Source organism: Paramicrobacterium salitolerans (assembly GCF_051513965.1).
In the GTDB taxonomy this organism is placed as follows: Bacteria; Actinomycetota; Actinomycetes; order Actinomycetales; family Microbacteriaceae; genus Paramicrobacterium.
In genome coordinates this window covers 2674928-2686822 of record NZ_CP195847.1, presented here as the reverse complement: position 1 = coordinate 2686822, position 11895 = coordinate 2674928, and the positions used below count along the sequence as shown (strand labels likewise).

Below are 11895 nucleotides of genomic sequence, written 5' to 3'. Positions count from 1 at the left end.
TATTGTCGGTCATGCAGAGGTGGATTCGTGAATTTCCTGGCCCAGCGTCTGAAGGTGGGCCAGCGAGCCGTAGCGGCGGGTGAGGATGTCGAATTCGTCCTGGTCGTAGAACTCGACGATCTCCGAACCGAAGCCCTTCGCCGTTTCGACGGCGACGCGTGCCGCGGCGGCGATGTCGACTTCGTGGCTGGCTCCGGTTGCGCAGCCGGCGACCGCGGTGGCGGCGACGATCGCGAGTCCGATGACGGGAACCGACGTGGCGACGGCCGGCTGAAGAATCGAGTTCAGGTGATAGACGCCGTTGCCGTAGGGCGTGATGTCTTGCGTCGTGATGGGGAAGGCGACGAGGGGCTCGCCTGTGACGGTTTCGACGACCTGCGCGACGCTGTCGCTCACACGGAGGATGTAGCCCTCCTTGACGGTCGGTGAGAGGGCGACGCCGCGGTGGTTGATCAGTCGGTTCCCCTTCGTGGTGTCGATCGACAACACGGCATCCATTGCTGGATCGACCTCGTAGGCGTTCATGGCCGCGATGTCGACGGGGGAGTCCATGAACGGCACCGGGTGGTGCGGAAGCGCCGGCGCAGACGGGCAGATGTGCGTCGTGACGATGACGTCGCCCGGCAGGTGATCTCCGCGTCGCTTCATCGACAGCAGCTTGGCTGCCGTGCTGAGTGCGGCCGCAGCGCCGTCGCCGTCGGACACGAAGCCGATCATCTCCGGCCGCGCGCCGATTCCGCCCAGGCGTCCGATGACGCCGAGCGTCGGAGCGCTGCCGCCGCTGGTCGCACCATTCGTTCCGGGGATCAGCACCCTCACGAAGTCCGTGCTGCCCTTCCCGCCTCTGACAGTTCTGGTCTGGGCGCCGCTGCCGCCCGGTCCCGCAATGGCGTCGAGATGTGCGACGACCTTCTCGCCCGAGACCTGCGGGTCGTCGAGAACGTCGATGATGTCGAGAGCGTACTTGAGCATTGAGGCCCCTCGTCCGTATAGGGCCAACCGTGTTTCACGACCGTGCGTGAGATGTGCAGGCTGACCGAGCTCGTAACCGTTTGTCTGAACCCAACGCCGCTCGCCGTGATGTGGGAGTCGAATCGAGGGTTTTGAGCCGTGGCATCGATGTTGTGGCCGCCGCTCGTTGGGGTCAGCTTTCCTCCTCGCCGAATGAATGCTCAAATATTTCCCACTATCTGCAAAACAGAGGAGAATAGGCGGATGCCTTCAGCGTGTGAACCGACTCCCACGCACCTGCCGCAGACTGCTGATCGAGCGCTCCAGGTTCTGGCGTCGTTTGACCGCGAGCATCCTGAACGAGGTGTGACCGAGGTCGCTCACGAATTCGGGATCTCGATCTCGTCGGCGCAACGACTGCTCGCTGTGCTCGCCTACCGTGGCTTCCTCTCCCGAGATTCGGAGAATCGCCGCTATCGAATCGGTCCTGCTGCGCTGCACATGGGGCGGCTATGGGACCGCACGGGCGCCGTCATCCGCGTCGTCACGCCGTTCCTCACCGATCTCGCGATGTTCTCGGGGTGTGGAGCATACTTCTCAGTGCCGGACGGGCCGTACATGAGATGCCTCGCGCTGTGCGATGGGCCCGAGGGGATGCTCCGCGACTATTCGCTCGTCGGCGAGATGTATCCGGCACATGCCGGTGCTACGAGCAAGGCGTACTTCGCGTTTCTTCCTTCGGAGGAACGCGACCGGATTCTGCGCGACCGTCCCATGGCGCGCTTCACTCCCTCCACCGTCACTGACTGGGCGGTGTTGGACCAGCAGTTCGCCAAGATCCGGGAGCGCGGCTGGGCACACACCGTGGGCGAGTACTCGGCGGGCACTGCGACGGTCTCCGTGCCGGTGTTTCTGCACGGCGCGCTCTACGCGAGCCTCTCCGTCGGCTGGATTGACGGGGATGACGAGCATCTGAGCGCCGAACGCCTCAGCGAGCTCATTGCCGAACTCCGCGAATGTGCAGCGCGCATCGACAGAAAGCTGTCGCTGCCGGTCCGCACGCGCGCGTAGCGACTGTGGGTTCTGCGATTGTCACGCCCGGTCAAACCGTCAACGTGCACCCATATGCTGGACGAATGCCGAAACTCACAGCAGAGCAGGTTCAGCAGCTTACAGAGATCGCCGTCGGCTTCGCCCGCAACGGAGAGTCCGGAGAGCTCTTCGATCTCATCGACCACGGGCTGCCCGTGAACGTTCAGGACGCCGGCGGCAACACGCCCCTCATGATGGCGGCCTACCACGGCCACGCCGAGACGGTGCGCGGGCTCATCGAACGCGAGGCTGATGTCGACCTCCGCAACGCACGCGACCAGTCGCCCATCGCAGGCGCGCTGTTCAAGGGGGAGGACGATGTGGTGAGGATGCTTCTCGCGGCCGGCGCTGATCTCGACGCAGGCACCCCGACGGCACGTCTCGCCGCTGAGATGTTCGGCAAGACGGCGCTTCTGGAGTCCGAGGGCTGATCTGCTGCGCGTGCCTCTCGGGTGAGCTGTGCGGTGCTCTGGGGCCGCGGTGGCAGGGCTCTGCGGGCGTGCCCCCACTCAGGGTGCTGTCTCCGCAAGCCGGTTGCGCTCAAAGAATCGGAAATCTGAGGTGAGGTGCGGCGTGTCGCGCGACGCCACGCCGCACCTCTGCCGAGAAACCGATTCTTTGAGGTGGCGGGCCGTTTCGCGAGGGCGGCTACTGGGCGGCACGCACGCGGAGGTCGCGCGCGAGGTGGTCCCGCTGCTCTGTAACGAGGCGGACGAGCGCCGCCGGAGCATCCCCGTGCTGTTCGAGCCACTCATCGACCATGTCGAGCGAGTCACACGCCGGAAACAGCCCAAGCACGAGGCGCTTCGCGATCTCGATGCTGCGCGTGCCCCACACCTCGGTCAGCCGGTCGAAGTACTCGGCGTCGTAGCCCGCGGTCAGGTCGCGCCGACCACCGGCACGGAAGCCGAGGATCGTCGCATCGAGGTGGTCATTGGTGAGGTTCGTGTCCGTCCACGCCGACTGCCAGGCGGCATCCTTCACGCCCTGCTCGGGCCGCGAAGCTAGCGCCTCGAGGTGCGCAGTCACACCGCTCGCTGTGTTGTCCCGCGTGAGCTCGTCGTCGATCTCCTCGCGCGAGGCGTCGCCGGTCGCAGCGAGGGCGGTGAGCAGCAGCCAGCGCAGATCCGCGTCGAGAGCGAGCCCATCTGGAGCGGCGCCGGTGCCGTCGAGCATGGCTCGGATGCCGTCGGCCCGAGAGCCGTCATACGCCGCAGCACCCGCGAGCGCACGCGCCCACGCGAGCTGCGAACCCGAGCCTGCGTCGGCGGCGAAGAGCCCCTCCCACGCGGCCTCGAGCCAGGCCCGGCGCTCGTCGGCGCGGGCGGCATCCGTCACATAGTGCGACACCGTGAACGCCGCGTTCGCGAGCACCGAAGTCAGCAGGCCGACGTTCGACTCGGAGCCGGCGAATCGCCGCACGATCGCGAGGTAACGGACCGCGGAGAGCTCGCCATCGCGCACCGCGTTCCACAGTGCCGACCAGATGAGGCCGCGCGTGAGAGCGTCGTCGATCGTGTTGAGCGCCGTCTCCACGGCGGAGAGACTGCGCTCATCGAGGCGCAGCTTGGCATAGGTCAGGTCGCCCGCGTTCAGCAGCACGAGATCTGCGGTCGGCGCGTTGAAGGGCGTCGACTCCGCCGAGATGTCGATCTCGCGGGTCTCGCGCAGCACGAGACGATCGTCGACGAGGTCGTAGAGCGCGACGGCGAGGCGGTGCGGGCGCGGGTCTGATTGGCGAATGCTGCTTCGGGCACCGGCATCCTCGCCCAGTGACTCGACCCAGAGCGTTGACACTCCCGTGGTCTCGAGCCAGGCCCGCGACCAGGCGCGGACGTCGCGGCCCGAGGTCTCTTCGAGCTCGACCAGCAGATCATCGAGAGTCGTGTTGCCGAACTCGTGCTTCGCGAAGTACCGGCGCGCACCCTCGAAGAACGCGTCGCGGCCGACGAACGCGACGAGCTGCTTCAGCACCGCCGCACCCTTCGCATAGGTGATTCCGTCGAAGTTCAGCTTCGCCGCCTCAAGGTCCACGATATCGGCGACGATCGGGTGGGTTGTTGGCAGCTGATCCTGCGAGTACGCCCACGCCTTGCGCCGGTTGGCGAACGTCACCCAGGCGTCGCTGAAGCGCGTCGCCTCGGCCGCTGCGTGAGCACCCATGTAGTCCGCGAACGACTCCTTGAGCCACAGATCGTCCCACCAGCGCATCGTGACGAGGTCGCCGAACCACATGTGCGCCATCTCGTGCAGAATCGTGTTCGCGCGACCCTCGTGCTGAGAGTCGGTGGAGGCGCCGCGGAACACGTACGCCTCTGTGAACGTGACGAGGCCCGGGTTCTCCATCGCGCCGAGGTTGTACTCGGGCACGAAGACCTGGTCGTATTTGCCCCACGGGTACGGGTAGTCGAAGTTCTCGGTGAAGAAGTCGAGGCCCTGCTGAGTGACCTCGATGATCTCGTCGGAGTCGAGGTGTTCGGCGAGGGAGGCGCGGCACAGCACACCGAGCGGAACCGTCTGCTCTCCGCGGCGCCACTCGGCGTCGACGCGGTGATAGGGACCCGCGACGACCGCCGTGATGTAGCTCGAGATCGGCAGGGTCGGAGCGAACTCCACCTTCTGCGTCGCCGCCGATGACGTTCGCGGGGAGGACGCCTCGACCGCCGCGTGGCCGTCGCGTGCGGCATCCGTCGAGGATGTGCTCGAGATCGGACTCTGATTGGAGAGCACCTGCCAGCCGGCCGGCGCGTGCACCGTGAACGTGAAGCGCGCCTTCATGTCGGGCTGCTCGAAGCACGCCATCACGCGGCGGGAGTCCGCCGGTTCGTACTGCGTGTAGAGGTAGGTCTCGCCGTCGACCGGGTCGATGAAGCGGTGCATGCCCTCACCCGAGCGGGAGTACGCGCCGGTGCCCTCGACGATGAGGGTGTTGGATGCCGCCAGCCCGGCGACCTGCACGCGAGCGCCGTCGTACTGCACCGGCAGCTCGGTGCCGTTCAGCGTGACGCGGTGCACGGCCTCGCCGATGAAGTCCACCCACGTGGAGTCGCCCTTCGACAGGTCGGCGTCGAAGGTGAGCGTCGTCGTGGTGGTGAAGCCCGAGGTCGACGTGTCGGGCGCTCGCCGCAGATCGAGCTCGACGTGAGCGGTGTGCAGCGTGAGCGCGGCGGATCGGGCGGCGGTTTCGGAACGAGAGAGATTCGCAGAAGAGCTCATGCCTCCATGGTTTCACGCGGATGCGTCGCCGTGGGCTCTGCCGTTTCGGGACCCCCGTCAAAAGTGGCGGCAAAAACGCACGTGCGGTCGCCACTTTTGACGGGTGCGGCGCGCGGTGCGTGGGGGTGGGCGCGCGGTGTGGGGTGGGCGCGGTGCGTGGGGGTGCGCGTGGCGCGTGGGGTGTGGGGGGCGGTGCACGGCGCGCGGGGCGCGGGCGGGCCGGGCGCAGGTAGGCTGAGGCCGATGACCCGCCGCTCGTTCCCCTCCACCATCGCCCGCGCGGTGGAGCACGAGATCGTCATCAAGAAGTCCCGCTTCATCGCACACGTTGCACCCGTCACCTCGCCGGACGAAGCCGACGACGTCATCTCCGAGGTTCGTCGCATCCACTGGGATGCCCGCCACAACTGCACCGCGATGGTGACCGGTGTGCTCGGTGACCAAGCGCGCTCATCCGATGACGGCGAACCGTCGGGAACCGCCGGCATTCCGATGCTCGAGGTGCTGCGCAGACGCGAACTCACCGACCTCGTCGCGGTCGTGACGCGCTACTTCGGCGGCATCAAACTCGGGGCGGGCGGCCTCGTGAGGGCGTACTCCACCGCAGTGTCAGAGGCTCTGGATGCCGCGACGCTGCTGCGCCGCGAATCGCTCGCGCTCGTTACGATCGACGTTCCCCACGCCGACGCCGGTCGCCTCGACAACCTGTTGCGGGACTGGGCGCTGCAGCATGGCGCGCGTTTCGACGAGCCGACGTACGGGGCGGCGGTGACGCTCGCGCTGCGCGTTCCGCCCGCAGAACTCGACCGGCTGCAGGCCGACGTGGCCGCGGCATCCTCAGGTTCGCTCGTTCCCCAGGTGGGCGACGAGACCATCGTCGATGTTCCCGCTGACTGAGCGGGGGTGTTCCCGTACCGCGCAAAACTCGCTGCGAATAATGTAACTGACACAAAATGCCGGTTCACCTGCGAATTCTTATCAATTAGAGATACGTGAGTTTTTTTCTATAGGTGTTGAATGTTGTCTTGTCAAACGTCTGTGCCCCCTCCTAGGGTCATGGGGGCCCGAGCTGCGGGCCATACGTTTTGAGAGGAGCTGTGTGAGAGTCCCCACACGGTCCCTGGCGATGACGCTGAGTGCGTTCATGGCGATGGGGGCCTTTTCTATGTCTGGATCCACGTCTGCGGCGGCTGACGAAGCCGCATCGAACTCGACCCCGGGGGAGCGCGCTGCCGCGACCGCCGCGCCGGGTGAGACCGCCACGGATGACGGCACGTTCGACGAACCCGACAAGTCCTTCGCCGTTTACATCGGCAAGAACCGCACCGAAGATGGCTACACGATGCTCGGCGGGTTCGGACACGAGCCGTCGAGTCACTGGCTGGAGGTCGTTCCCGCACAGGACCACCCGAAGGGCTCCGAGATCACGGTAGGTGCCGACGAAACCGCCGACATGCCCGGCAAACTCACCTCGATTCCGCAGGTCGAGCACACGTACCGGTACATCACCTCGAACTACTCCGAGTTCACGGGCCTGCCCGCGCCGCTCATGAACGGCGGGCTGAACGAGAAGGGTGTTGCCGCGCGCGACGTCTGGTCGAACTCGCGCCCCGAACTCGTCGATATGACTCCGGAGGATCAGACCGGTCCTCAGTACTCCGATCTCTCGCGCATCGCGATGGAGCGCGCTGGGTCCGCACGTGAGGCCGTGGAGATCCTCGGCAGCTTGATCGACGAGTACGGGTACACCACGTACGGCGGCAATTCGCACCTGTTCGCCGACGAGAACGAGGGCTGGGTGTTCATCGAGATGGCGGGCGGCCAGGGACTCTGGGCGGCCGAGCGTCTTGGCCCGGACGATGTTCGGGTCTCCTACCCGGGCTACATTCACGAGTTTCCGGTCGATGCCGTGAACGGCGAGAACCCGGATTACCTCGGCTCCGCCAACCTCGTCTCGTTTGCCGAGGAGCAGGGCTGGTACGACCCCGAGACCGACGACGAGTTCAACGTGCAGAAGGTCTACCAGGAGGACTTCCCGACCGGCGAGTTCGAGGTCGGACAGGATGCCGCGAAGGACGACCCCGCGCCCTACCGCAACCCGGTCTCGCTCGAGAAGGAGTTCGAGCAGTTCGAGGACGTCAAGCTCGAAGACGTCATGCGCATTGTGCGTGACCCGCGCTGGTCTGACGATCGTTCGGGCTACGGGCACGTCGCGCAGCTGCCGGACGACCTCGATGACCCTGAGAAGCTGACGCTCTGGGTCGCGGTGACCGCCGCAGTGACCGCGCCGTACATTCCGGTTTCCATCGGAACGACCGAGCTGCCCATCGAGTACTCGCAGCACCGGTACCTCACGGCCGGAGCATCCGCGAACTACCTGGACCCCGAGTTCGCCGAGCAGGAGGCGACGGAGTACGCGACGCAGACGTTCAAGCGCCTCATGTACGCGACGTGCTCGCGTCCGGACGCCTACCTCTCCGACGTGACGTCAGCGCTCGAGGGCTTCGAGGCGCAGTCGATCAGCACGTGGAAGAAGGCGATGTCGGATGCCGCTGACGCTGACGAACTCACCGACATCACGAACGACTCGGCGATCGACGGGCTGAAGCTCGGGCACTACCTGCTCGACGACATCCTCACTCAGTCCATGGCGGATGGCGGCATTCACGAGCCTGACGTCGAAGGAACGTCGGGGGAGACGGCATCCAGTCGCTCCCTGCCGATGGATCTTCGCAGCGACACGTCGTCGCGCGACCGCATGAACTGCGACATGGGCGGCGGCTGGGCTGACGGCTCGGCGCTCGATCGTGCCGGAACCTACGGCAACCCGGACGACGTTCCCGATTACAGCAGCGTGAGTCTGCCCGGCCACCCGGCTGAGGTGCAGGATGCCGCGGCGACCACGCCCTGGATGTGGGGCGTCGGCGGTGTCGCCGCTGGTCTCGTCGTCGGCATCGTCGTGATGCTGCTCATCGGACGCAGCCGCCGTTCGGCCTGACTCCGAGAGCGCGCGGTAACGCGGAGCGTGGGCGGGCAGGAGTCCGCCCACGCTCCGCGTTGTCCGCCTCGCCTTGTGCGTAGGCGCTAGGGTTTTCGCCATGGCGAGTGAACCGGAGTGGATCGGATAGCACACACGGCGTGCGTCTGTCTTTTTCTGGGTGCTTGCGGTCATCGGACTGTTCATGCTCGCTTTTGCCTGGAACTGGTACGGCTTCGCGTTGTTTGAAGAGATGACGGAGGAATGCAAAGCCAATGCAGCCGGAACGACTGAAGCGGGCACAGCGCTCGTCATTGGCGGAGTTCCCCTCGTCCTCGCGCACGTCGTCGGAATCGCAGCGCTCGGCATCGTGATGACGCGGGGCTTCCGACCGTGGACGTCCGATTGAGTGTCACACGGTCTTACCCTGAACGGGTGCCGCGCTCGGGACTGATTGTGTGCAGACCTCCGGCGACCATTAGCGTGCAGAGAGAACGGCCTCGGTCACGAGAAGGAGAGCGATGACCCAGAACGGAATCAGCCACACGGCGCGGCGATTGTTTGCGGCAGTCGCACTCACCATTCCATTGCTCGTCGTCCTGATTTCGTGGTGGATGCTCCTGCCCGACCTTCCCGCCGAACTCGCAAGTCACTGGTCCGACGCCGGCCCCGCAGACGACGCGATGTCCACGGGAGCGATACTCGCCATGTGCCTCGTGATGACCGCGCTTGGAGCCGTCGTTGGCTGGGCCGTAGTCATCCGTCCGACGCTCGCTCTCGCAACCCAGCCGTGGCTGCTGTTCTTCGCTGGAGTGCCGGCCGGACTCGGCGTCACCATCTGGTTGACAGCGAGCCTGCTCACGATCCAGGCAGGCGACCCGTACAAGGCGGTCCTTGGCGGATGGCTGCTCGCAACGCTGCTGTCGACCGCGTACGGTGCGATTCCGATGGCGCTCGTCTGGGGAATGCGTCACAGAATCAGAGACACGGATGCCGCGGCACGCAGCCTCGCGGCATCCAACGCATCATCGGGCGACGTCCACGAGCGCGACCCGCATGCCTCGTGGTCCATTGACATCACCTCTCGACTGTTTGCCTGGCTCGCGGCCGGGCTCGGCATCGGCGGCGCCCTCTTGTACGGGCTTCCGACCGTGTTGGCCGATCCCGGTCAGCGCGCCGAATCGGTGACGGCAGGACTCATCGGTGGCACCATCGTGCTGTTGGGCATGGGCGTGATGTTCGCGCTCGTACGAACGCGCGCGATCATCGATGCGCGCGGACTGCGGCTCGAATCGCTGTGGTTCGGCGTCGCATTTAAGCAGATTCCGCTCGACGAGATCGTTTCGGCTGATGTGACGTTCATTCGCCCAGGTGAATGGGGCGGCTGGGGGTACCGCGTCATGCCTGGCCGTTCGGCCTTCATCACCGAGACCGGGCCCGGCTTTGTCGTCGAGACCGCAGAGGGCAAGCTGTTCGCCCTCACAGTGCCAGAGCCAGAGGATGCCGTTGCTGCGCTGTGCGCCCTCAAGGGTTGGCCCGTTCCAGCCGCGTCATGACGCCAGCCGGGCCGCGTGGTCAATGGGTGTCGGTTCAGCCCTTGACGACGTTGACCGACACGGGGGTGGTGTTGGCGAAGAGATCGAGCACAGGGCAGTGCGCATCGACTGCGGCATGGAGTTCGTCGTAGCGCTCCTGCGTCTCGGGCCCAGTGACTGTGATGGTCAGCCGCACGTCCGAGAAACCCGGTCGCACATTCTCATCGATGCCGAACAGACCTGTGACGTTGAGGTCGCCCTCCGCGGTCGCCCGGATGTCATCGACCTGAATGCCGAGGTTCTGCGCATAGAGACGGTAGACGACGATCTGGCACGAGATGAGTGCGCCGAGCGCGTACTCGACGGGACTCGCGGCCGCGTCATCGCCCGCGAGGGGAGCGGGCTCATCGATCGTGAATGTATGCTTTCCCGCGGTGATGGTCGACGCGACGGAACCAGTGCCCTCACCCGTAACGGTGAACGTCAGGTTCGCGCTCGACGGCGCGTTCTGAATGCGTTCGCTCCAGGCCGCACCCGCGGTCGTGAGGCGTTCGGCGCGCTCGTCGGCGGAGACAGAAGGGACGGATGCCGGTGCGGCGGTGTCAGTGAGAGTCATGTGCCGTGCCTTTCGAAGAGTGACGGTGCTCGAAGTCGAGCGAGGCTGTGTCGCACACATTAGATAGTGGATGCTGTCGGTCAAAGCGCCGAACGTCACGAACGGTAACTCACCTCAAACGCGAACTGCGCCGCCATGGGAAACATGGGGACTGTCTCGCGCGTGTGGCAGCGGTCTTGCTCGGCGACACGCCGCATCCGTCGCAGCCTGTTCCCGAGAGACTCGCTCATTGAGCGTCGCACTTCAGATCGGGGAACTCCTGCGCGACAATTGACACAGCCGCTGTGGTGGCGGCTGCGGCCCGCGGCGGCGCTCGCGTCGCAAAAACGGGCCAACCGGTGAGGGCGAGTTGCAGAGCATGTTATGCCGGTAACAGCGCCCGTCAGGGGTCGTGCACGCGGGGAATCACCCTCCGCGTGCACGGCTCTCCCACGACTGCGATCAGAACGAGGTGCACGTGCACGACGACATGATTCTCATTCCGGGCGGCGAGTTCGCCATGGGTTCGAACCAGTTCTACCCGGAGGAGAGCCCGGCGCACGTTACCCGGGTGGGAGACGTGCTGCTCGACCGGCATCCTGTCACCAACCGTCAGTTTCGCGAGTTCGTCGACGCTACCGGCTATGTGACCGTGGCCGAGCAGGGCCTCGACGCCGCGGAGTATCCGCAGCTCACCGAGGAGCAGCGAGCCCCGGGCAGCCTCGCCTTTCAGAAGACCGACGGCCCCGTCGACTTGCGCAACTGGCGCGCATGGTGGGCGTGGAAGCCTGGGGCCGACTGGCGGCATCCGTTCGGGCCCGACTCGACGATCGACGACAAAGACGATCACCCGGTCGTGCAGGTGTGCCTGACGGATGCCGCGGCTTACGCGTCCTGGGCGGGCAAACGTCTCCCGACCGAGCTGGAGTGGGAGCACGCGGCCCGCGGCGGTCTCGACGGTGCGCGCTTCGCGTGGGGCGACGAGTTCGTTCCCGACGGCATCCTGCGTGCCAACACCTGGCAGGGGCGGTTTCCCTACGACAACACGGGCGCGAACGGCTGGTCGGGCACCTCGCCGGTCGGAACCTTCGAGCCGAACGGCTACGGCCTCGTCGACATGATCGGCAACGTCTGGGAGTGGACGTCGACCGTGTTCACGCCGAACCACCGCGCCGCTGCACGTGCGGCCGAGGTCGGAGAGGATGCCGCACGCTCGGGAGCGACTGGCGCGCGCACCTCCCTTCTCACAGAGCAGTCGGAGAGCACCGGCTGCGGTTGCGGATGCGGGCCCACGTCATCCCGTGAGAGCGTCGCGGATGCGGCATCCGGCCCCGATTCGAGCGTCAGCCGCGTCACAAAGGGTGGCTCGCACCTGTGTGCCCCCGAATACTGCCAGCGCTACCGGCCCGCTGCGCGGTCGCCGCAGACCGAGGACTCCGCAACCACGCACCTGGGATTCCGCTGCGCACGCTCGGCGTGACCGAACACTGCCACTCTCGAGCCTGAAAGTCGAGGGGATTGCTTTCTCC

Annotated in this window: 10 protein-coding genes; 7 read left to right on the top strand and 3 right to left on the bottom strand. The window is 66.1% G+C overall.

The annotated features are described in order from the left end of the window. Window positions 1-9: 9 nt before the first annotated feature. Entirely contained in the window at window positions 10-972 is a 963-nt protein-coding gene (locus ACSAGD_RS12985; RefSeq protein ID WP_437583184.1) for a DUF1177 domain-containing protein, read from the bottom strand. Between the two features lie 243 nt (window positions 973-1215). On the opposite strand from ACSAGD_RS12985, the gene ACSAGD_RS12980 reads away from it, so the two are divergent. Both ACSAGD_RS12980 and ACSAGD_RS12975 read left to right on the top strand, forming a co-directional pair. Then, window positions 1216-2022, top strand: a complete 807-nt coding sequence (locus ACSAGD_RS12980) for an IclR family transcriptional regulator (RefSeq protein ID WP_437583183.1) — start codon at window positions 1216-1218, stop codon at window positions 2020-2022. Between the two features lie 65 nt (window positions 2023-2087). Next, window positions 2088-2474 carry an ankyrin repeat domain-containing protein gene (locus ACSAGD_RS12975; protein ID WP_437583182.1) on the top strand — a complete coding sequence of 129 codons (387 nt, stop codon included), beginning with the start codon at window positions 2088-2090 and terminating at the stop codon, window positions 2472-2474. A gap of 217 nt (window positions 2475-2691) precedes the next feature. Here ACSAGD_RS12975 and pepN read toward each other — a convergent pair whose 3' ends face one another. Further along, complete coding sequence (gene pepN, locus ACSAGD_RS12970; RefSeq protein WP_437583181.1) at window positions 2692-5259, bottom strand: aminopeptidase N; 2568 nt, start codon at window positions 5257-5259, stop codon at window positions 2692-2694. A 243-nt stretch (window positions 5260-5502) separates the two neighbouring features. Between pepN and ACSAGD_RS12965 the strand changes: the two genes are divergently transcribed. The 4 genes from ACSAGD_RS12965 (at window position 5503) to ACSAGD_RS12950 (ending at window position 9792) form a co-directional block, all read left to right on the top strand. Then, window positions 5503-6156 carry a YigZ family protein gene (locus tag ACSAGD_RS12965; protein WP_437583180.1) on the top strand — a complete coding sequence of 218 codons (654 nt, stop codon included), beginning with the start codon at window positions 5503-5505 and terminating at the stop codon, window positions 6154-6156. A gap of 202 nt (window positions 6157-6358) precedes the next feature. After that, window positions 6359-8257, top strand: coding sequence for a C69 family dipeptidase (locus ACSAGD_RS12960; RefSeq protein ID WP_437583179.1), 1899 nt, complete (start codon window positions 6359-6361; stop codon window positions 8255-8257). A gap of 160 nt (window positions 8258-8417) precedes the next feature. Further along, a complete protein-coding gene (locus tag ACSAGD_RS12955; RefSeq protein ID WP_437583178.1) occupies window positions 8418-8645 on the top strand; it encodes a hypothetical protein in 228 nt (75 codons plus the stop codon). 112 nt (window positions 8646-8757) lie between these two features. Continuing rightward, entirely contained in the window at window positions 8758-9792 is a 1035-nt protein-coding gene (locus tag ACSAGD_RS12950) for a hypothetical protein (RefSeq protein ID WP_437583177.1), read from the top strand. A gap of 34 nt (window positions 9793-9826) precedes the next feature. Here the strand turns inward: ACSAGD_RS12950 and ACSAGD_RS12945 are convergent, their stop codons facing one another. Next, window positions 9827-10387 (bottom strand): OsmC family protein, encoded by a 561-nt coding sequence (locus tag ACSAGD_RS12945; RefSeq protein ID WP_437583176.1) that lies wholly within the window; start codon window positions 10385-10387, stop codon window positions 9827-9829. A 457-nt stretch (window positions 10388-10844) separates the two neighbouring features. On the opposite strand from ACSAGD_RS12945, the gene ACSAGD_RS12940 reads away from it, so the two are divergent. Continuing rightward, entirely contained in the window at window positions 10845-11846 is a 1002-nt protein-coding gene (locus ACSAGD_RS12940) for a formylglycine-generating enzyme family protein (protein ID WP_437583175.1), read from the top strand. Window positions 11847-11895 lie beyond the last annotated feature (49 nt).

Excerpts from the sequence above, each read along its gene's own strand:
- ACSAGD_RS12965 (WP_437583180.1), top strand. The coding sequence starts at position 5,503 with ATGACCCGCCGCTCGTTCCCCTCCACCATCGCCCGCGCGGTGGAGCAC.
- ACSAGD_RS12950 (WP_437583177.1), top strand. The coding sequence starts at position 8,758 with ATGACCCAGAACGGAATCAGCCACACGGCGCGGCGATTGTTTGCGGCA.
- ACSAGD_RS12945 (WP_437583176.1), bottom strand. The coding sequence starts at position 10,387 with ATGACTCTCACTGACACCGCCGCACCGGCATCCGTCCCTTCTGTCTCC.
- ACSAGD_RS12975 (WP_437583182.1), top strand. The coding sequence starts at position 2,088 with ATGCCGAAACTCACAGCAGAGCAGGTTCAGCAGCTTACAGAGATCGCC.
- ACSAGD_RS12980 (WP_437583183.1), top strand. The coding sequence starts at position 1,216 with ATGCCTTCAGCGTGTGAACCGACTCCCACGCACCTGCCGCAGACTGCT.
- pepN (WP_437583181.1), bottom strand. The coding sequence starts at position 5,259 with ATGAGCTCTTCTGCGAATCTCTCTCGTTCCGAAACCGCCGCCCGATCC.
- ACSAGD_RS12985 (WP_437583184.1), bottom strand. The coding sequence starts at position 972 with ATGCTCAAGTACGCTCTCGACATCATCGACGTTCTCGACGACCCGCAG.